Origin of the sequence: Dickeya oryzae (genome assembly GCF_009372235.1) — a bacterium.
GTDB lineage: Bacteria > Pseudomonadota > Gammaproteobacteria > Enterobacterales > Enterobacteriaceae > Dickeya > Dickeya oryzae.
In genome coordinates this window covers 471783-495843 of record NZ_ML762921.1, presented here as the reverse complement: position 1 = coordinate 495843, position 24061 = coordinate 471783, and the positions used below count along the sequence as shown (strand labels likewise).

3 protein-coding genes (1 of these 3 running past the window's edge) are annotated in these 24061 nt (G+C 54.5%); all 3 read left to right on the top strand.

Annotation, left to right across the window (positions count from 1 at the left end; translation table 11 throughout):
• Tightly spaced (each overlapping or abutting the next), the 3 genes in view from FAZ14_RS07150 to FAZ14_RS07140 form a layout consistent with a single transcriptional unit that may run on beyond the window.
• A protein-coding gene (locus FAZ14_RS07150; protein WP_153508290.1) for a beta-ketoacyl synthase N-terminal-like domain-containing protein crosses the window boundary here: on the top strand, positions 1-2554 show its 3' portion. Its footprint begins 5018 nt before the window's first position; 2554 of the gene's 7572 nt are visible here — the last part of the coding sequence; its start codon lies beyond the left edge, outside the window; the stop codon is at positions 2552-2554.
• A complete protein-coding gene (locus FAZ14_RS07145; protein ID WP_016940744.1) occupies positions 2551-3684 on the top strand; it encodes a MupA/Atu3671 family FMN-dependent luciferase-like monooxygenase in 1134 nt (377 codons plus the stop codon). The genes FAZ14_RS07150 and FAZ14_RS07145 overlap by 4 nt, the downstream gene beginning before the upstream one ends.
• Complete coding sequence (locus FAZ14_RS07140; RefSeq protein ID WP_153508289.1) at positions 3677-24061, top strand: SDR family NAD(P)-dependent oxidoreductase; 20385 nt, start codon at positions 3677-3679, stop codon at positions 24059-24061. The genes FAZ14_RS07145 and FAZ14_RS07140 overlap by 8 nt, the downstream gene beginning before the upstream one ends.

Sequence of the window (24061 nt, the reverse complement as noted above, 5' to 3'; positions counted from 1 at the left end):
ACAGGCCGAGGGACGCACTGTTGATTTAAGGCGACTGGCTTATACCTTACAGCGGGGACGCCGGGCTATGGAGGAGCGTCTCGCTTTTGTTGTGGGCTCAGTCGGTGAGCTGCAAGAAAAGCTAACCCAATTCATTGTCGGTGATATCTCAGCTCCGCTGCTATTTAGAGGTCGGGTGAATGACAATGCGCCATCTTATAAGGCGTTTGTCGACACACCTGAATTCAGTTCTGTGATCGAACAATGGACCCGTCAGCAAAACCTGAGTCAGCTTGCAGGGCTGTGGGTGACAGGTCTGGATATCCCATGGGATTTACTCTATCCCGCGCCTGAGCAGGCGGGGCAATCCACAACGCATCGTTCCCCCAGCAGAATAAACTTACCTACCTATCCGTTTTTCCGACAATCCTGCTGGTTTGCAGAAAAAGCACCGCCAACATCGGTTACAACCGTGGATGTCCGGTCTGTTTTATCAGGAGACGCTGAAACAGTCAGGACATCAGAAGCCACTGAAACCGGCACCCATGCACAACCAATAGTAAGGGAAACCCAGTGGATCCGCGCGACAGAAACGTGGGTTGAAGTGAAGGCAAGTGAAGACAGCCAATGGGTTGAGCGCATTAAGGCCAGTAGCGATCGGCAGATTCTGGTGCTCAGTCATACGGCTTCGGATTACCGTGACATTGAGCAGGTTTGCCAGCAGGTTCAACAGATAGCCGATATGCCACAACCGATTTGGGATGTGCGGCATATTACGTTACCGGCCAGTGCGCTACAGGATCAGACAGGTATCAATGCCCTGAAAGTCGGCCTGGAGGCGGCGATCCCCGATTCAGGCAAACCGCTGGCGGTTTTTCTGATCTTACCTCATGGAACAGAGGTGCAAACCGAGCTTGCCTATCGTTGTGTTCAGGCCGTACAGGCGGTTGCCCGTCTGAACCCGATACAGTTCTATTGTTGTCATCGGGCGGATTATGAACAAGGCCTGACCGTTACCGATGTACACCATGAAGCGCTCAGCGGGCTGTTCCGTTCTGCGATTCTGGAAACGGTAGGCCACCGCTATCGGAGCCTCATCGTTGACCCCCGTTCGACGGGTCAGGAGGTGGCTGTGCAATTGATGCAAACCTGGCTGTGCGATGACATGCCAGCACATGAACCGGGGAAAAATGCTCAGGCAGTCAGGACCCCGACGATCCGTTTCAGTGGCGGTCGCCGATACGAGTTACGTGTTAGCGAAACGGATGGGCATGAGGTGCCGGGGGCACTGTTTCGTACCGGGGCGACCTATTTAATGGTCGGAGCCCTGGGAGAGACAGGGGAACAGGTGTGTCAGGTTTTAGGTCATCACTATCAGGCGCAGTTGGTTATTTTCTCTCGCCGCCCGGAACATCAAGTCGCCCCGATTTTGGCGCGCATCAGGGCGTCCGGGGCCCAGGTGATTTACCGTGCCGTCGATATCCTCGATCTTGAGCGTGTTAATCAGGCCGTGCAGTCCCTGAAATCCGAAGGAATCACCCTTAATGGGGTCTTACATATGGCCCGGCAGGTGAGTGATGGTTCTATTCTGAATAAGTCCTGGGATGCGTTCCGGCACATGATGGCGGCGAAAGTCTCAGGAACCCTGAATATTGATGTGGTAACTGCCGATGAACCGCTGGAATTTTTCCTGATGTTTTCTTCCGTTGCCGCTTTTGGCATTCAGGGGTCGCCTGATTATGCCTATTCCGCCGCGTTCCAGAATGCTTTTGCTCGATATCGGCAACGGCTGGTCTCTCTCAAACAAAGACAGGGGCTGGTTTCCTCCGTTTGCTGGGGGCAATGGGAGGTTGACGGTGCCGTTGACCACACACGGCTGGCTGGTCGGTTAACGTCGTTAGCGCAACAGGGCATGGGAAGTATTCATGCTGTGGCGGCGGTGCAGCAGATGCAAACGGGGGTGACCGACGGTGTCACGGCGTTGGTTGCTGTCACGGATAAACATAAAGCCAGAACGCTACTGGGGCTTGGTGATAATCAGATAGCGTCAGCGGCTGCCCGCACCGGGCATCACATCGTAGACGCGGTTCGCCAAAAAATTCGCCATTTCAGGCAAGGGCAGTTATCGCCGACAGAATTTGCCGATTACCTCTCTTCCCTGTCATTGGCGGATCTACCCGCCTATCTGCAACAAGAGGTCGGAACCGTGATTACGGCGATCCAGTCTGTTCCTCCGACTCAGACCCTGAATGCCCCGCAGTATGGCTGCCAAACAGGCAGACCAGAAACGTCAGGAGATATCGATGAGATAAAACCGGCTGACGACGACAGCGAGCTACGTAGCAGCCTGGCTTTCGGGATCGAAAAAGTCATGAAACTAGGCAGCAGTCTTGACTGGGATAAACCCCTGCAGGACTACGGGATGGACTCGATTATTGCTATGCAACTGAGCACCACGCTGGAAAGGCAGTTGAAATTTCCAGTACAGCCGAATTGGCTGATCGAACACCCAACCCCCAATCTACTGATGAAAAAATTGCGTAAACAGGTTGGAACAGGAGGGATCCGGCTATGACGACGGTAAATCAAAGACTGGACGCTTTTTTTTCTGGGGGTCGCACCGTAGATGCTGAGGTTAAGACGGGTAAGTCTGGGGCGGATGTTTCTTTTAGTTATCTGTTTTTTTCGGATGTCCGTAAAGATGTCTCAGACCGGGATAAATATCGTTTTGCCCGTGAGCTGGTCGAGTTTGCTGATCAGGCCGGTTTTGAATCGGTTTGCTTTCCTGAACGCCATTTTTATGAATTTGGCTCTATTTACGCCAATAACAGCATTGCTGCGGCTTACTTTGCACCGCTAACCAAAAACGTACGCCTGCGTTCTGCCGCCGTGACCAACACGCTGCACCATCCGGTCGAAATCGTCGAAAACTGGGCGATGGTGGATATCCTCTCTGATGGTCGGGTTGACCTGGGGGTCGGAAGTGGCTGGAACAAAGCGGACTTTATCCTGTCACCAGATACCTATGAGGAGCGTGCAAAGATACGCGATCAGCGTATTCCGGTGATACAAAAACTATGGCGGGGGGAAACGGTGGATTTTCCCGGCCCGGGTGGGGAGATGTTCCCGACGGTGGTTTATCCGCGCCCGATTCAGAAAGAAATAAACATCTGGTATTTCAGCATTTCTGAACAGGGCTTTCGACATGCGGGCCTGCATGGTTATAACGTCTTCGGCATGCTGCATGGGATCGATCTTCACGAATTCAGAAAATACGTGGACGTCTACCGCGCAGCCCGTGCCGAGGCAGGGCTGGAACCTCAGAGCGGTCGGGTCACACTGATGATGCACACCTTTGTCCACCCAGATATGGCGTGGGTACAGCAGGTGGTTCGCGAGCCGTTTAAGGCCTATATCCGCAGTAGCATTATTCCGCAGATGAAAGCCAGAGATCATCATTTCGATAATAGTCAGATTGATCAAATTCTCGATTATGCCTATGCCCGTTATTTCAAAACCGGAGGAATATTTGGCCCGCCAGAGGAATGTCAGCGACAGATTGATTTGGCCGTTGCGTCTGGGGTCAATGAAATTGCATTCCTTCAGGACTTTGGCATGGACTACGCTGCAGTCAGCAATGCGTTTGGTTATTTACAGCAATTAGTTGAATTCAATCTCAAGCGGGAGAAGGTTGCTTATGAATGATCAATCAGCACCGCTGTCTTTCATTGAGCAGTGGATTCAAAACCATAAAACCACGACGTCATCAGATTCAGTCTTGAATATGTCGGCGACGCACGGAAAGACCGAACCGCTGGCGATTACGGGGCTGGCCGGATATTTCCCTCAGTGTATGAGTGTTGCCGAATTATGGCGGCATCTGGATGCTGACGATGCCTTAATCACCGAGCTACCGCAGCAACGCAAAATGTGGTACCAGCAGGGGAAGACAGGCGGAGAAGCGTCGTGGGCGGTACTTTCAGGGGGGTTCATTCCCGATATTGCCTCTTTTGACCCGGCGAAGTTCGGTATTTTACCGATAGAGGCTGAAGAGATGGATCCCAGACAGCGTCTATTGCTGATGTCAACCTACCACATGCTGGAAGATGCCGGTATCTCCCCTGAATCGCTGCGAAAAACGCATACCGGCGTCTTCATCGGCTGTGAGTCCAACGAGTACGCGGCTCTGATGGCCCGCCACGGTTATCGGCCTGAATTCGGTCTGGCACAGGCCGACAGCATGATTGCGAACCGAATTTCGTACCAGTTTGATTTGGCGGGACCCAGTGAGTTAATCAATGCGACGTGCGCCGGTTTTGCTGTGGCGTTGCACAGGGCCACCCTGGCATTGAGAGCCGGTGTGATTGACCGGGCAATCATCGGTGCCGCGAATGTGATTCTGGTACCGGACGTGACCAACCGATTGAACGATTCGAAGCAATTGACTCACGGCAAAACGGTACATTCTTTCGGTAAACATGGTGATGGATTCATTCGTTCAGAAGGGGTTGGTACCATTCTTCTGGAGCGCCAGGCTGATGCTGAGCAGGCTGGACGCCGGGTCTACGCCATCATCAAACACACCCAGGTTAACTTCAATGGTCAGGGTGGTGTCTCAATGGCTTCTCCGAATACGGATGCGCATTGTGAACTGATCAAAGACTGTTATCGCGAAGCGGGGATCGATCCGCGTCGGGTTTCTTATATTGAGGCTCAGGGAATGGGGCTGCCCGTTGCGGATATTGCTGAATGGACGGCAATGAATCGGGCGCTGAGCCAGCTATGTGAGGAACAAGGGGTGGCATTCGAGGCGGGTTACTGCCGGGTGAGTAGCCTAAAACCGCTGTTAGGACACATGCACTCTGCGTCTTCTCTGGGGGCGTTATTAAAAGTCATCCGCAGTCTTCAGACCGATAAAATTCATAAAATTCTGGGCTTTGAACACGCCAACGACTATTGCGATACGCAAGGTACGCCTTGCTGTTTTGCGACAGAAACGCAAGCGTGGCCAGCCGGCGAACATCCCAGGCTGGCGGCGATTCACAGCTATGGATCAGGCGGCAATAACGCCCATATATTGGTTGAAGAATATCAGGGTGTTAACGTTGCAGGAGCCGATTTTCCGTCGGCGTCGGCCCGTTATGCTTTTGCTCGAGAGTATTACTGGTTTCAGCCTTCCCCTTCTCAAAAACAGCCTGATGATGAGCCGCTCGTTCATGAAAAAAGAGAGGCCACACATTCGGTTGCTGCTGAACAGGATGTACTGGCGACGATAGGTCGTCTGTTGGGGCTGAACGGCTCGGATAACGAAATATATCATCAGGCATTTACCGAGCTTGGCCTGGACTCTGTCTCGGTGTCCGCTTTCGTCAGTCGGCTGGAGGCGGCATATCCGGTTAAATTACGGCGGTCGGATTTATTCAGTTACACCACGCCGATGGCGTTAGCCCGCATGATAGCCGAACGCATGCAGGCCAGCGGTTCGGGAGCCGAACGCCGTCACGGCGAGGCTTCGCCGCAACCGGCACGATGCGGTAATGATGATAATCGCACTGACGATATTGCCATTATTGGTATCGATATTAACGTTGCCGGTGCCGATAACCCGGCAGAATTCTGGCAACTGCTGCGGGAAGGCCGGTGTAGTATCGGCCCGGTTCCTGACAGCCGGCGGCTACGGGATGATCTGCAGATGAAAACCCTCCGGGGGGGGTTTATGACGCATATCGACCACTTTGATCCCCTGTTTTTTAAGATTTCTCCCCGGGAAGCACGCAACATGGATCCCCATCATCGCTTGTTATTGCAGTCTGCATGGCGGGCGATTGAAGATGCTGGCTATGACCCGTATGGGTGGTACGGGCAAAAGCACGGCATTTTTGTCGGCATGGAAGAATCGGATTATCCACTGACCGAAAATTCAGCGATTACCTCCGTACATACCGGAACAGCACCGGCCCGCATTGGCTATTTTCTTGATACCAAAGGCCCGTTGCTGGCTATCGGAACCGCCTGTTCCTCATCGTTGGTTGCCGTACACTACGCATGTCAGAGTATTTTAAACGGAGAAAGCGAATTAGCGCTTGCGGGCGGTTGTAATCTGATTTGCCAGCCTGAGCGGATGCTACATGCCTTGTCCCGGATGGGCGATATGCTCTCGCCAGACGGCACCTGCTACGCCTTTGATTATCGGGCTAACGGTATGGTTGTCGGTGAAGGCTGTGCGACGGTTGTGTTAAAGCGCCACGCTGACGCACTGCGCGATGGCGATGATATTTATGCCATCATCAAGGGCAGCGGAATTAACTATGATGGTAAAACCAATGGCCTGACCGCTCCCAATGGTGCCCGGCAAAGCGAGCTTTACGCGCAGGTTTACCGGCAAAGCGGCGTTTCTCCCGAACAGATAGGTTATGTCGTCAGCCACGGTACCGGCACCATGTTAGGGGATCCCATTGAATGTAATGCATTAATTGATGCGTTTCATGACGCTGGTGCAGATAAAAAGCAGTACTGTGCCTTGACCTCGCCGAAGACCAATATTGGTCATACTCAAGCCGCGTCCGGCATCGTGAATGTCATTACGGCGGCGCTGGCGCTGAAACATCAGGAAATCCCGCCATCGCTCAATTATGCCCAGCCGAATGAAGATATCGATTTTGCTGATAGCCCTTTCTATGTGAATACCACGCTCAAACACTGGGAACAGGCGTCACGTTTTGCGGCTGTCAGCGCTTTCGGACATTCGGGAACCAATGTGCATCTGGTGTTGCAGAACGCGGAGGCTAAAGCGCGATGTCAGGGAGCGTCAGGTGAGGATGATTCGTACCTGATCGTGCTATCCGCCAAAAGTGAACCGCAGTTAAAGCAGATAGCCACAAATCTGATCGCCGGTCATGCGCCGGAAAGCATGCGGGATCTTGCTTATACCCTGCAATTCGGACGCACGGCGATGCCTCATCGTCTGGCGTTGATTGCCGACGGCTGGCACACCTTGCAGGAGAAAGTGCGCCGGTACCTGACTGCTGAAGAAGGGGCGAGTTCAGATCTCGGTCTGTATTATGCCGATGTGTCGGGGACGGCCCGTTCCCGTGCCACCGAGGCATTACTTTGCACAGAGGGAAGCGCAGATTCTGCACCCGACGTTCGGGATGACCACATCTCGCCTCTTGTTTCCAAACAGTTGGCATGTTGGCTGCGGGGCGAACCGGCAGATTGGGGGGCGTTATACCACGGGCCGACACCGCGTAGGATGCACCTGCCGACGTATCCGTTTGAACAGGAAAGCTATTGGGTTGCTACGGTGGATATCCCGGCAACGGCCCGCTCTGTTGCAACGCCATCCGCACCGACTCCGCAGAGCCAGAAGGCTGAACCCGGCTTAGGGCATGTTCTGATTGAACCTGATGAAGCCATGACATCAGAGCAGGATGACGCTGTTCTGGTTTATCGTGAGCGATGGCAAGAGCAATCGCTGCCTGACGTGCCGGGCCCCGCCGAGCGCCAGATACAGCGCTTGCTTTGCGTCACCCCGGCAGCAGCTCAGACGGCGATTCGCCTCGGTATCAATCACATTGCCACGAATGTATCGACGGAATTTTTCGCGCCTGATGACCTGGCGGCCACAGAAGCAAGTACCTATCACCGCTATTTTTCTGCGTTAAAGCGCGCTACCCAAACGGAAACGGTAGCGGCTTTGCTGTGTGTTGTTGAACCTGAATCGGCGATGAATCAATTGGTGCCGCTGTTTCAGGGGCTGTTGTCCAGCGGACTGGATGTTGGTCGTATTGTCGTGGCCAGTGCGTTTACCAGCGTACTGGAGCGTTGTTACGCTGATGCATTGGTGGCGTTTGGCGCATCTTTACGCGTTGTTTTACCGAAAACACGCGTCACGTTTGCCGGGTTTGAACTGACCGATGCTGCCGATACGGATCAATGGCAGTCGCTCGCGGGGCATATTCCCGACATCTGGGCTGAATTGCAGACCGAACCTGCGCAAAGCGTGCTGTATATCCAGGGTAAGCGTCATGTGTTGACCTTCGAACCGACGCGGCTGGAAAACGCTGACAGCGGTTTAAAAACAGACAGTTATTTAAAAATCGGTGGATGTTACCTGATTACTGGGGGGCTTGGGGGATTAGGGACGGTATTTGCACGTTACCTGTGTGAGAACGTGATGGCGAAAGTTCTTCTGGTTGGCCGCTCTCCCCTTGATGAGGAAAAACAGGCGGATTTACGGGCAATTGAACAACATGGCGGTCAGGTCACTTATCTGCAGGCAGATGTGAGTGAACTGTCTCAGATGCAGTCTCTGTTCGCTGATTGCCAGCGGAAAGGCATTAAAATCAACGGTATATTACATACCGCTGGCGTTCAAACGACACAGATGCTGGCAGAAAAAGATCTTGCTGGCGTTCGTCAGGTACTGGCACCGAAAATTCAGGGGACGCTGGTGCTTGATACAGCCTGGCAAACCGTGTTCGGTGCTGAAGACTCACTCGATTTTATCGTTTATTTCTCGTCCAGTGCCGCAGTATTGGGTGATTTCGGTGCCGGTGATTATGCCGTCGCAAACCGTTTTCAACTGGCCTATGCCAACAACCGCAATCAGCCGACTGCTGCCGAAGGGAAGACGCCATCTCTGATAGGAAAGACTATCGCAATCAGTTGGCCTGTCTGGCAGGACGGGGGAATGACACAACGCTCGGTTGAGCGGGCGCAGGCTACGTCCCTTTATTTGAAAACCAGCGGACAACGTGCATTGCGCAGCGAAGAAGGATTGAGGGTGTTTGAACAGTTGCTGGCCGGTGAAGCGGGTTCGTCGCTGGTGATGGTCGGACAGCCTGACAAGATTCAACGCGTGTTAGGGGATCGGTTACAGCATGAGTCCGGCACTCGTCAGGAGCGACTGCCACGCCAGCCAGTGACGACGACTATCGCCCGTCGCCCGGAAATGAAGGGGCTGACGGTTGAACAATGTGTACTGTGGGAATTGCAGCAGGCGGTGAGCGATATTTTAAGTATTGAACGGCACCGTTTGCATCATGACGTGAATCTGGCCGATTTTGGTTTTGATTCGATAAGCCTTGCTGAGTTTGCCACCTGCCTCAGCCGGAAGTGGAGCATCGTGGTTTCGCCAGCCCTGTTTTTCGGGAATGCCACCCTGTCGCAGCTCTGTCAGTATTTTATGCTGACACACGGTGCGTTGATGCAGACGTATTACGGTGGGTCGGCAGGGGATAGCGAGGCCCCTGATCACCGTGTCGAATCGGTACATTCAGATGCCCCTCTTAACATTCCACCCGTGAATAGGTCGGCTATTGGTGAAGAGCATCGCCACGATGTTTCTCCTTTTGACGCAGAAGAGCCGATCGCCATTATCGGTATGAGCGGTCGTTTTCCCGGTGCCCGTGATATTGATGAAATGTGGCGGTATCTGGCAGAGGGAAAATCGGCGGTGAGCCGCGTGAGTGCGGAATACCTGCATGGTCGGGACGAGTCTTACCGTGATAGCCGTATTGCGGCGTCAGACGCGGACTTGTGGTGTGGGGTCGTTCCCGGTGCCGCTGAATTTGACCCGCTGTTTTTTGAAATCTCTCCCCGGGAAGCGCAGAACATGGATCCAGGCCAGCGTCTGCTTTTACAGGAAGCATGGAGCTCGCTGGAACATGCCGGTTATGGCGCACAACGGTTGCGGCAGCATAACATCGGTACGTTTGTCGGTGTGGAAGAGGGCGCGTACGGACGTTTCTCAAGTACGGAACACATTGAGATTACTGCCAATCACAATGGTATTTTGGCCTCGCGGCTGGCCTATTTTCTCGACCTGCATGGACCGGTGCTGGCGATTAATACGGCCTGCTCATCCGGCTTAGTGGCTGCGCATCTGGCATGCACGAGTCTGCGTAACCGGGAATGCGATACCGCACTGGCAGCGGGCGTGAGTCTGCAACTCTCGACGGAAGGCTTCGATATCATGAAGCGTTCCGGCATGATTTCGGCAGATGGGATCTGCTACACCTTTGATCAGCGCGCTAATGGCATGGTGCCAGGTGAAGCGGTCGTGGTGCTGGTGCTCAAACGCCTGTCGCAGGCTGAAGCCGATGGTGATCTGATCCATGGTCTGATTCGGGCCAGCGGCATCAATTATGACGGCAAAACCAACGGGATCACCGCACCGAACGGCGTGGCGCAGGCTGACTTGCTCAAAACCGTGTATCAGCGCGCTCACATTGATCCCGCGCAGATCGACTATATCGTGACGCACGGAACGGGTACCCGACTTGGCGACCCGGTCGAGATTAATGCGCTGAATGAGGCGTTCAAAGCGTTCACCGATAAACAGGCGTTTTGCGCCCTGACGTCGACGAAAACGAATTTCGGTCATACCTTTGCCGCTTCCGGGCTCCTGAGTGCCGTGAGCCTGCTTCAGTCGATGAATCAGCAAACCATTCCTGCAAGCCTGCACTGCCAACAGGAGAATGACTACATCACCTGGGCAGAGAGTCCTTTTTATGTGAATAAAACGGCCAGGGCCTGGCCGGTACAGCAGGGAAGGCTGAGAATGGGGGCGGTGAGTGCTTTCGGCATGAGCGGAACCAACGCCCATCTGGTGATGCAGGAATACCCTCAGCCGGTTTCGTCCCCAGAGCCACAGCGCAGCCACTATCTTCTCTGTTTGTCGGCCAAGACCGAGGAGGCGTTATACCGTAAGGTCGAGGATCTGATTTTGCATTTGCAAAAGCCGCAAACCAGCACTCAGGGACTGGCCGCGATCGGCTATACCTTGCTGCAGGGGCGGAGTCATTTCCAATACCGTCTGGCGGTGGTGGCCGAAGATCGGGACGGCGTCATCATCAGTCTGCGGCAAGCAGAGCATGCGCAACGTCCCAATCTGTTTCGCGGTAAAGTCCCGCTGGGCTTTGTCGGGCAAAAGATCATTCGCCAGCAGGTCGACGTTTTATTACAGCAGTCGCAACAGTGTGAGGGGCAGGAATATCAGGAAATCCTGTCCGCACTGGCGGACTATTATTGCCAGGGATACGAACTGGACGGGGCGGCGCTGTCGCCGGAGGTGTCCCGATGCGTTGTCTTACCGACTTATCCCTTTGCCAGAGAGCATCACTGGCTGGAGACCCGCGCGTTATCGCCATCGTCAGACCACATCGCCGGGGCCAGACCGTCATTACATCCACTGTTGACGGAGAATGCTTCAACGCTGGCTGAGCTGCGCTTTCGCGCTGAGTTCAGCGGTGAGGAGTTTTTTCTCGTGGATCACCAGATTCATGGTCGGAAAGTGCTGCCGGGCGTCAGCTATCTGGAAATGGCCCGGGCGGCTTATACCTATGCCGCCGCTTCCGTTATTCCAGCATCACAACGGCTGCCTTTCAGCGTGAAGCAGGTACTCTGGCTTCAGCCAATCGTCGCCACACAACCGACAACCACCATCTATCTGGGTCTCTACGCACAGGAAAGCGGTCTTATTGACTACCAGATTTACTCAGAAAACGACATCCAACAGCGCACGATTCATGGTCAGGGGATCATTGATCCCGATCTGAATGACACTACCACGGGGAATAACGCCTTAGAAAGTAACACGCTGGATCTGCACCAACTGAAGAAACAGATGACTGGCCCTGAATACCCGGCGGCGCACTGTTATCAGCGCTTTCGTGAGATGGGGCTGAATTATGGCGAGACATTTCAGGGCATTGAGCGGCTACTGACCGCAGAGCGTCAGGTGTTGGCTCAGATTGTGTTGCCGGATGCGGCTACATCCTCCGCGTTCGGTCTGCATCCGAGCCTGATGGATGCTGCCTTGCAAACCAGTCTGGGGTTACATCACTCAGACCTGCCATCTGGCACCGCCTACGTCCCTTTTGCGCTGGAGCAACTGGATGTATTCGGCGAAATGGACACTCGTCTGTGGGTCTGGCTACGGCTGGTCTCAACGGAGAACCCGGCGAACGAGCAGGTACAGAAAATGGATATCGACCTCTGCAATGATCAAGGTCGTATCTGTGTAAGTATGCGTGGGTTCTCGACCCGGATTTTGCCGGTATCGCATAGTGCTGAGGAACCTGTTTTTCCAGGAATAGTGACATCTGTAGAGACGGCGGCTAGCGCCGGAGTGACCGTTAACATCAAGCACAAAGCGTTAAGCGGCACAGAATATTTTTTGCAGGATCACGGTGGTTTGCTGCCCGGCATGCTGTCTCTGGAATGGATGAGAGAATTGGCCGTATCGCACGTTCCAACGGGGGATTCCGAGGTCGTCGTGGGACTTAGGGATGTTGTCTGGCACAAGCCTTTAATGGTAGGGGAGCAGGGTACCGACATCGATCTGGCCCTGAATCGGGACGAACAAGGCTATCACTGTGTTATCAGCAGGCAGGGACAGGTTCACGCGCAAGGGCGTGTGATGACCGGGCTTGTCGGCAACGCGGAACACCCGCCTCTGCCGCTTGCAGACATCGAACATCGATGCCGACAGCATCGAACCCATCACGCCTGCGCTGAATTTTTCGGCGCAGGTATCGGGCCCCGATTACTGGGGATCACCCAGTATGCGCAGGGGAATAATGAAGCGCTGGTGACGCTGGACATTCATCAGGACCTTGTTGGTGCGGCAGAGGAGCCGGTGTTGCATCCGGCCCTGATGAATGGGGCGGTTTTGGCTAGCATTATTCTGGCCGTCGGCGGTGAACGGCAAGGCGCTGCTCCACTAATGCCCTTTAGCCTGGATGCATTACGGATCTACCAGCCGTTGCCAGCACGCGTTCTGGCTTATATTCGCCAAACGCGGTCTGACGCGGGTTCAGAACATCGTATCGTGCGTTGTGATATTTGGTTTACCGATCATCACGGTCATATTTTGGTTGAGATTAACGGTCTGAGCATGATCAGTGCTCAGGCTTCGCCTGCAGGGTCGCTGGTTGTTGCCCGGCCTCAGTGGGTTGTACAGGATATCGTACCTGCTCAGGTCGCTGGCGATGCGCCTGATGCGCTGCCGCCCTGTTTTATTCTGGCGGATGAGAATGCGGCGTTACAAACTGCGTTACAAAATACCTGGCCCGACTGCCAGGTTGTGAACCTGTCTGTGGGGCACGACCCCCATCCGCAACAATTTACCTCTTGCCTGCAACAGTTATTCGCCCAGATAAAAACAAGGACGCTGGCTTGCCGGGAGCTGGCTCAGCGGCAGACGGTATTTATACTGGCATCAGAACCGGCGAATGAGTTGTGGTTATCCGCCAGCGCAGGGCTACTCAAAACGGCCCGGCAAGAGCAATCCGGCTTTAATGGCAACGTGATCCGATACCCTGTGTCACCGGCAGCTATCCCCCTGCTGCTCACTCAGTTACAGTCTGAACTGCATGGTGCCAAGGGTGCCACAGAGATTCGTTACGATGAAACCGGAAGCCGGAGGGTGAAGGCGTGGCAGCGGATTGCTCAGGCCGACATGACGGATGCCCTGCCGGTTTCTTCTGGTTGTGTCATCTGGATAACCGGCGGTTTGGGGGGGATTGGCTATCAGATCGCCCGTGAACTGGGGACTCAATATCAGGCGCGGTTGGTACTCAGTGGTCGTTCTGCCCTGAATGAACGTAGCGAGCAACGCCTTTTGGATTTGCAGCGTCAAGGGATTCAGGCGACTTACCTGCAAGGGGATGTGACTGACCCGGCACAAACCCGGCATCTGGTACAGCAGATTCTGCAAGATGAAGGTCAACTGAACGGCATCATCCATAGTGCCGGCATCATTCGTGATGCTTTCATCGCCAATAAAACGCAAGCGGAACTGCTCGACGTTCTGGCACCGAAAGTTGCAGGAACCCTGGCGCTGGACCACGCGACCCAGGATTGCAACCTGGATTTCATGGTGCTGTTCTCTTCATTGAGCAGTGCGTTTGGTAATGCTGGTCAGGCTGATTATGCTTGTGCTAATGGGTTTATGGATGGATTTGCCCTCTGGCGTAACCAGCAGGTTGCCAATGGCCTGCGCCGGGGAAAAACCCTGGCGGTCAACTGGCCGCTATGGCGTGATGGTGGTATGGGGATTTCCGCCCCTGATGCTGAACTGCTCAGACAGCAGACCGGTTTGATTCCGATGCCCACCGAGGTGGGTTTTCAGGCATTGATGCTGGGGCTACAAAGTCAGGAATCTCAGCTTGCCGTCATCTATGGCGAGGCAGAAAAAATTCAGGCCAGACTCGCTGAGGATGGGCAAACGCCACCCCAGCCGTCGTCCGTGCATCAATCGGGTATAAACGATGCGGCAGGTTTGGCCAAAGAGGTAACCAGCCCGGTTCGGGTCGGGCAGGTGTGTGCTTTGCTGGTCAGTATGGTCGCGCAACTGCAAAAGCTTGATGAGAAGAAGATAGAGCTGGATATGGAACTGTCCAGGTATGGCTTCAATTCTATCGATTTCACCGAGTTTGCCAGCCGTCTTAATAAAGCCTACGGATTAGCACTGATGCCGACGGTTTTCTTTGAGCACTCGACCCTGAGGAGGATGGGGAACTATCTGGCTGACGCGTACCCCGAGGCTTTTGCTGATAAAACGGCGGTGGCATCTGGCGGCGCTGGATCTCGTGCAGGAATGGCGACAACCAGCCGCCAGCCGCAGAGTCTGGTCACCAGAACCGCAAACACCGGGGAAGGAAGAAAAGCATTTTCCTGGCGAGCTTCACCGCCAATCCCGTCACAACCAACACCAGCGGTTGCGCCATTAGAGGCCGCCGTTTGCGCTATTTCAAACGCAACTGTGGCGGAGGAGGGCACGCCGTTAACCCCCAACACACCACAAGTACCAGAAGCGATAGCGATTATCGGGATGAGTGGCCGATTTCCGCAGTCCCGCAACCTGGATGCGTTCTGGCAACAGTTGGAAGCGAATCGTGATTTGATTGGTCAGGTTCCGGCAGATCGCTGGAACTGGCAGGAATATTATGGCGATCCACATGAAACCCCCGGGAAAACTAAAGTGAATTGTGGGGGATTCATGCAGGATGTCGACTGTTTCGACCCGCTGTTTTTCGGAATCTCCCCCCGTGAAGCCCAATCGCTGGACCCGCAATTCAGGGTTTTTCTGGAAACGGTCTGGGCCACGATTGAGGATGCCGGTTATTGCGCCAGTGATTTGTCAGGTAGCAATACCGGGGTTTTTGTCGGGGTGTCGACCTCTGAGTATAAAGACGCCTGGCTCAAGTATTCCCACGATAAATTCGGTATTGGTGATCCCCCCTGGCTTTCTCATTTTGCGTTGGCAAACCGTGTTTCTTATATATTGAATCTGCACGGTCCCAGCGAGCCTATCGATACCGCCTGTTCCAGTTCTCTTGTCGCCATTCACCGGGCGATAGAGGCAATTCGCGCCGGCAGTTGTGACGTGGCGATTGTCGGTGGCGTCAACGTTATCGTCAATCCGGGGATCACCATTACCGCCGGGGAAGCCGGTATTCTTAGTGAAGACGGTCGTTGCAAAACATTTGATATCAGTGCCGATGGCTATGGTCGTGGTGAAGGTGTTGGCGCCATTATGCTCAAACCCCTCAGTCAGGCGAAAGCCGATGGCGATCGCATTCACGGTCTTATCCGTGGCAGTGCCGAGAACCATGGCGGTAAAGCCACCTCTCCGACCGCGCCGAATCCAGTGGCGCAGCAAGAACTGCTGGTTCAGGCCTATCGCCGTAGTGGCATTGATCCCGAAACGGTGGGCTATATCGAAACCCACGGTACAGGAACTAAACTGGGAGACCCAATTGAAATCAATGGGTTGAAGAAGGCGTTTGCCGCCCTGTACCAGGAACAGCATAAAGCGATGACCCGAAAGGCTTATTGTGGATTAGGGTCGGTGAAAACCAATATCGGACATCTGGAAGCCGCCGCCGGTATTTCCGGTGTGCTGAAAATTTTGCTGATGTTCCGTCACCGGAAAATTCCGGGCAACGTGCATCTTAAGACGGCGAACCCTTATCTGGATTTAGCCGATAGCCCGTTCTATCTGGTCCGTGACACACACGCGTGGACGGCAATGGAAGATGCCGACGGTCAGCCAGTGCCGAGAAGGGCCGGTGTCAGTAGCTTCGGTATCGGTGGGGCTAATGCGCATATTGTTCTTGAAGAGTATGCATCTGCAGCACAAACCGTGGAGGCTTCATCTTCTTCTGCCGAGCCGGTGGCCATAGTACTGTCGGCCAAAAAGGCCGAGCGCTTAAAGGCCGTGGTGCAAGGCCTGGCGGCATTTCTGGATTCTGCCGAGTGTGCCGCCCAGCAGCCCAGCCTGACTGAGATCGCCTATACCCTGCAAGTGGGACGTGAAGCGATGGACGAACGCCTGGCCTTTGTCACCCATTCCGTGCAGGCACTGAAACAGACATTAGCGGCGTACCTCTCTGAGGCAGAAACACCCGCAGGCGTTTACCGCGGTAATGTTAAAGCCGGCAAAGCATCGCTGTCGATGCTGGCGGACGACGACGCGTGGCAAACGATGGTCGGAACATGGCTGCAAACGGGCAACTACAACAAACTGCTCGACGTCTGGGTGAAGGGCGGTCAGGTTGACTGGCAGCAACGGTACCCGGCGGCAATAAAACCTCGTCGAATCGGTTTGCCGACCTATCCGTTCGCACGGGATCGTTTCTGGTTGAAGGTGACGGCATCAGCGAGTGAAAGCCATGGGGCAGAGGCGACGGAGTCCCCTGTAAAAATACGTCCGTATCGTTTGCACCCTCTGGTGCACCGCAATACCTCTGATATTACCGCGCTCAGTTTTACCTCCTGGTTTGATGGCCGCGAGTTTTTCCTCGCTGACCATCGGGTGATGGAACAAAAGCTGTTACCTGGCGTGGCCTATCTGGAAATGGCCCGCGCCGCGGCTGAGCAGGTTGTTGGTGCTGGACGCCATTTGCAATTGACGCAGATTGTGTGGGTTCGCCCCTTCGTTGCTGAGCACTCGCAAGCTTCCGCACCCTCTGCCGGGATCCACCCGCTAACGGTAAAACTGCTGCCGCAGTCGGCTCAGGTGATTCGGTTCGACATCGGTTCTGTGCTGCCGGACGGTCAAATGCAGACGCATTGTCAGGGCAACGTGCTCGTCGTGGACCCCTGTACAGATGGTAGAGACAGACTCGATCTGTCTGTCGCGCTGGCCGAACATCAGGACGGAACCATTGATAAGGCCGCGTGTTACCAGGCTTTTCGTCAGCTTGGGATCGTCTACGGCCCCGGACATCAGGGAGTTGAGACGCTGTATCTGACGAAGGGACGTGTACTGGCACGGTTGAGTTTGCCTGAAACACTCCGTGAAACGCTCAATGATTATGTCTTACATCCCAGCCTGATGGATTCGGCATTACAGGCGACGCTGGGGTTGTCCCGAGAGCATCGGCTAGGTTTACCTTTTGATATGGCATCGATGGATATTCTGCATCGATGCACTGCTACGATGTGGGCTTGTGTTACCTACGACCACGGAACCGAACCCCATCCTCAGGCAAAGGTCCAGAAACTGACCATCAAGTTATATGACGACGCGGGGCAGCTTTGCGTTGCTCTGCATGGCTTTAGCGCCCGCACGCCCGAGTCGGCCACAACGCAGCGAAACGGTACGCTGCTGCTTGTGCCGCAGTGGCAACGTAAAAATGCGCCGGTCAATACCGCCGCGCCGTCGGCATACGCGAGTCGGCAGGTCTTATTTTGCACAGACCGCGCCATCGCCAACGATATTGGCCTGACGGACGACGTCATTTTACCGGTGCAGGACACGGGCGATATCGCGCTGAACTTTCATCAGCATGCGCTGGCACTGTTTGCGCAGGTGCAAACGATGTTAGCCAGCAAGCCCAAACAGCCGGTGTTACTGCAACTGGTGGTGGTCGGGGATTTCCCGACCCGGCTATTAACCGCTCTCAATGGCTTGTTAAAAACGGCACGTTTAGAGAACGCCAACGTTATCGGTCAACTGATTGAGTTGGATGTGGCGGCCAGTGCCGAGGATGTGGATGAGAAATTGCGGGAAAGTAGCATGATGCCGGAAGATATCCACATTCGCTATGGCCGGGAAGGGCGTCAGGTGCTGTCCTGGCGGGAAGTGTGCGCGATGACTGGTGGGCGGGCTGTTTCCCCTTCATCAGCGTTGCCTCCGCTCACCCGCATGCCGTGGAAGGAGCAGGGCGTTTATCTCATTACGGGCGGAGCCGGTGGCCTGGGGCTGATTTTCGCAACGGAAATCGCCCGTCAGACCCGCAAAGCCAGGTTGATTTTAACCGGGCGCTCTGCCATGACCCCTCGGATTCAGACCTCGGCCAGCCAGTTGGAGGCGCTGGGAGCACAGGTCGATTATCGAACGCTTGACGTTTGCGATAGGCCAGGTGTTGAGGCGCTGATCGCTGCCGTGACGGCACAGTACGGAACGATCAACGGTGTTCTGCACTGTGCCGGTGTACTGCGTGACAGCTACATTCTGAAAAAGTCTGCGGCGGACTTTCAGGCGGTGCTGGCCCCCAAAGTTCAGGGGGTAGTGAATCTGGATCAGGCTTTAGCACAGCATCCACTGGATTTCTTTATTCTGTTTTCTTCAACCGCGGCGGGCTTAGGGAATCCAGGACAGGCCGATTATGTTACCGCCAATAGTTTCATGGATGCCTACGCCCACTATCGCCAGCAACAGGTGGCTGCTCAGTCGCGGATGGGAAGAACCCTGGCTATCAATTGGCCGCTCTGGAAAGAGGGCGGGATGAAAGTCGATGATGCCTTCGAGACCATGATGTACCAAAGCACCGGCATGATGGCGATGTCGACGCAGGCCGGTCTTCAGGCTTTCTATCAGGCGATTGCACGGGACGAAAACCAGGTGTTGGTGATTGCGGGCGACATTGAAATGTTGCGCCAGACGCTCAGCGCACGTTCATCGATAACGGTTCTTCAGCCGGAAAAAGCAGATGAAACGCGCCGCGAGGATCCGGTATTGGCCCATCAGGCTCAAGGGGCTGATCTGGCAGCAATACGGATTGATCGACCCGGTCTGGAGAGCGCGGTTCAGCAACTGTTGATCCGCGAAGTATCTGCATTACTTGATGTGGACAGGGCAGAGATCGATGTGGATCTTGAACTGACCGAACTGGGCTTTGATTCAATTCTGACCACGGGGTTTGCCAACAAGCTGAATCGCCAGTACGAGCTTGATCTGCTCCCGACCGTCTTTTTTGAGTATCCGACCATTTCGGCGTTGAGCGGCTATCTGACGGAAACCTATCAGGCGGTATTTGCAGCAAAATTTACAGATTTTTCGCATAAAGAGGGCACCCATGACACGGTCGCCCATCATGAAACGGTCAGTCCGTCTCTGGCAGAGCATTCAGATCAGGCTGCCGCTGATTTCTGGCAACCTGCGCCAGCCGGGGAACAGACTGTCTCCCGTCATACCGCATTGGATATTCAGGCATTGCGTGAGGCGATTCAGTCGCTTCTGTTGCAGGAAGTCTCGACGCTGTTACAAGTAAACGTTGCAGACATTGATACCGATATTGAGCTGAATGAGCTGGGTTTTGACTCCATTCTGACGACCGGTTTTGCGAATAAGCTGAACCGGCAATATACGTTGGATCTGCTCCCGACCGTGTTTTTTGAATATCCGACTATCGCCGGATTAACCGCGTATCTGGCCGAGAATTATCAGGAGAGCTTCAGCCATCTCTTTGCGGCCAAAGTGATGGTGCAGCCGTCAGCGCAGGGCCGCATTCAGCCAGCGAATGCGGCGGATGACGTACACCCGGTAGGGACGCCATCATCACCAGCGTCAGTCAGCAAGCGTGATAAACAGGAAGCGATTGCGATTGTGGGAATGAGCGGTAGCTTCCCGATGGCCCCAGATCTGGACGCCTATTGGGACAATCTGCTTCAGGGCAAAGACTGTATCAGTGAGGTTCCGCCCATCCGTTGGAATTGGCGGGATTACTTGCAAGAGGTGGAGGGCGCTGAAAACAAGGACAGCATTCGCTGGGGCGGGTTTATCCAGGATATGGCGGGATTCGATCCGCTGTTTTTCGGCATCTCTCCCCGTGAAGCTGAATTAATGGACCCGCAACAACGTTTGTTGATGACCCATGTCTGGAAAGTGATTGAAGATGCCGGTTATTCGGCCAGTTCTCTGTCCGGCAGTGCGCTGGGTATCTATGTGGGAACGGGGAATACCGGTTATTCCGGCCTGATTGTTGATGCGAAGCTGCCGGCCGAGGGCTTTACCGCAACGGGAATTGTTCCTTCTATCGGGCCGAATCGGATGAGTTATTTTCTCAATGTTCACGGTCCGAGCGAGCCGATTGAAACGGCGTGTTCATCCTCTTTGATTGCTATCCATCGTGGCGTATCGGCCTTGCGCCATGAAGGCTGCGATATGGTGATTGTCGGCGGGATCAATACGCTGGTGACGCCGGATACGTTTGTCAGCTTCTGCAAAGCCGGCATGCTGTCCTCCGACGGTCGTTGTAAAACCTTCTCCAGCAAGGCTGACGGTTATGTTCGGGGAGAAGGCGTTGGGATGTTACTGCTCAAACGCTTATCGGCCGCAGAAGCGGACGGTGATCATATTTATGGCGTGATCCGCGGCAGTGCGCAGAATCACGGCGGGCGGGCCAGCTCTCTGACGGCACCGAATCCAAAGGCTCAGGTTGCATTGCTGGAAAGTGCCTACCGGAATGCCGGTATTGATCCCAGGAGTATCAGCTACATCGAGGCCCATGGTACGGGGACGAAACTGGGCGATCCGATTGAAATCAACAGCCTGAAAACAGCCTTTAACACCATGAAGGCCGATTATTCTGGTGAGGAATATAGTGATACCACGTGCGGCATCGGGTCGGTGAAAACCAATATCGGGCATCTGGAGATGGCGGCAGGGATTGCTGGCGTCATCAAAGTGCTGCTGCAAATGAAGCATCAAACCCTGGTGAAGAGCCTGCATTATGAAGAACCGAATCCCTATATCGATTTCACGGGAACACCTTTTTATATCGTTAGCGAGACTCGTCCCTGGCATGCGTTGAAAAACGCCCGTGGAGAAACCTTGCCGCGGCGGGCCGGCGTCAGTTCTTTTGGTTTTGGCGGGGCCAATGCGCATGTGGTGATAGAGGAATATCGGGATACCCGCCCGGCACGCCAGGCCGTACAGGACCGTTATGTGGTGCTGTTGTCTGCCAAAGACGATGTGCGTTTACGGCGGGTCGCTCAGAATCTCAGGCAGTATCTGGCGCAGCATCGTGAAGACCCTGATCTGACGTTGGGTCATCTGGCCTATACGCTGCAAGTCGGGCGTGATGCGATGGAGGCACGGCTGGGATGGATCGTGACGTCATTCGATGAACTGTTGGCAAAAATGGACGGTTTTCTAAACGATACCGGGAACCCCGACGACACATACCGGGGCCACCGCGGCAGTCATAAAGGGCTGCTGGCTCAGTTTTCAGCTGATGAAGAGTTGAGTGAAGCGATTGCAAAATGGGCTGAGCGTGGGAAATACGCCAGGTTGCTGAACCTGTGGTGCCAGGGACTGGAGTTTGACTGGTCTGGTCTGTACCAGGGGCAGCGTCCGCGTCGTCTCAGCCTGCCGACCTACCCATTCGACTGTCAGCGGTTCTGGCTTCCGGAAGGTCAGGGGCAACGCCGTGCCGTTGTGCGTTTATCTGATGACAATGGCGCTCACCTGGTACCGGAACAATCAGCCCGCGTACCGTCGTCGTTATCGGAGGATGTTGCGCCAGAGGGCGTCAATCCTCCCTTTAATCTGGATACCTATCTGATACAGCTGATCAGTCGGCAACTCAAAGTCTCCGAAGAGGTTATGAGCCAGGATCGTGCTCTGGAAGAGCTGGGGATGGATTCGGTGGTGTCCGTCGATCTGTTAAACAAGATCAGGAAAACATTCCCTGATGTGTCTCGCTCGCTGTTTATGGAGTACCGCACCATCGGGGAAATTCAGCACTACCTGCGCAGTCATTTTGGCGAGCGGTTGGCAACGCCTGGTAGCCAGGCTTTGCCTACAGAACCGTGGGATGCGCAAAAGCAAGCGGACCCTCAAAAGCGCGTGGATGAAAAGATAGCGGTAACCGGAGAAGGGCCGGTGCAGAATACCAGTATTATCGGTATGGCAGGCATTTTCCCTCAGGCGGAGAATATCTCTGAATTCTGGGAAAACCTGAGTGCGAGCCGTACAACGCTTTCTGTTTTAAGCGACAAGCGCAGATACCTGATGGCGCTGGATGAGCAGGATAGCGGTAGCCGTCGTATCGGCGGTTATCTCGACGGCGTCGAGTATTTCGATCACAAACTGTTCAAAGTCCCCCACAAAGAAGCCCAAAAGCTCGATCCCCAGATGCGGAAATTGCTCGAAGTTATCTGGCAAGCCGTGGCGGATGCTGGATATACCCTGAGTCAGTTCCGTGAAAAACGAACCGGACTCTTCGTGGCGACGCGTGGTCATTCCGGCTATCAGGATATTCCTGCCAGGCAGGATCCGGCACAGATGGCACAGTGGCGTTTTCAGGCGGAACAGATATCAGCGTATGCCAATCGTATCTCAAATATTCTGAACCTGTCCGGGTTGAGTGAAATTGTTGAAACCGGGTGTGCCAGCTTTCTGGTGGCGATTAGGCATGCCATGAGCGCTATTAAGGAAGGGCGTTGCGAGCAGGCGATTGTTGCCACGGCGGAGCTGGGGCTTTCTCCCTTCATGCAAAACCGCACTGACGATCAGGCCCTGTATAGCTCTCATCCCGTGACGAAAAGCTTTGCCCATGACTCTGATGGCTATGTGAAAAGTGAAGTCGTCGGAGCCATTATCCTGAAGGCAGAGGCGGAGGCGTTGGTGCAGGGGGATGCTATCTATGCCAATGTAAAAGGCGTCGGCATCAGTCATGGTGGCAAAGCCCCTCTGAAGTGGTATAGCCCGAATATTGAAGGGCAAAAATCAGCCATCGTCGCCGCTTTGAGCGAGGCTGGCATTGATCCGGCGACCGTCTCTTATATTGAACCGGAAGCCAACGGTTCCCAGTTGGGGGATGCTTCTGAATTGGTTGCGATTCAGGCGGTATATGGCCCTTATCTGCAGGAGAGCAACGCACAGAAGAACCCTATCCAGGCCAGCAATATCCCAGCAGAAAGTCGTGCGTCTTCCATTGCCATTGGTTCTCTCAAGCCGTTGACCGGTCATGCTGAAACGGCATCGACTTTTCCGGTCCTGGTGAAAATGGTGTTGTCGATGTACCACCGTCGTCTGGCAAAAATCGAGGGGCTGGGCGAACTGAACGAAGGGATCACCCTGACCGATGGCTTTGAGCTACTCAGAGAAGAGCGGGCCTGGGAGAAACATGACCATGTACCCCGGCGCGGTGCTATCCACTCCATGAGTATTGGGGGGGTAAATGCACACCTGCTGCTTGAGGAATATGAAGCAGAGCAACGAGTCGAGTTATTCAAGCCTTCCAGCAGGCAGACACCCCGGCCTTTTATTTTCCTGTTTTCTGAAGCGGATGAAGCCAGATTAAACAGGTTGGTGAGTGATTACCTGGATTTTTTGCCGCGTGCTCAGGCAGATATCGCTGAGGGTAAGTTTATTTCGGGGGTACCGACGGCGGAAAAACAGCCTGCTACGGAGTCGGTCTATCTGGAGCAACTCGCATATACCCTGCAACAGGGCAGGGAACATCGGGCCGTACGGTTGGCTGTCAGCGCGGCAAGTATTGCGCAGTTGCAAGAACGTTTGCAGCGCTGGCGATCCCGTGCGGGTAATCAAACTGACATTTATGACAGCCGTCACATGTCAGCGGATATCGCGGCGGGCCTGTCCCATTTCAGCGATGACATGCGGCACGTGGTGATGGATTGGCTGGCGGGCCACGCTGTGGATTGGACGTCGTTACGCCAGGCGCAAGGGCAGGGGGAAGGGATACAAAAACTCCATCTCCCGGTCAATCCGTTGCAGAAGGTCTTTTGCTGGCACGACGGTTTCGACGATATCCCGGCAAATAATGAAAATGGTTCAGTTTCGACAGGCGCGGAACCGCGTTCTGTTGTGGAGTAA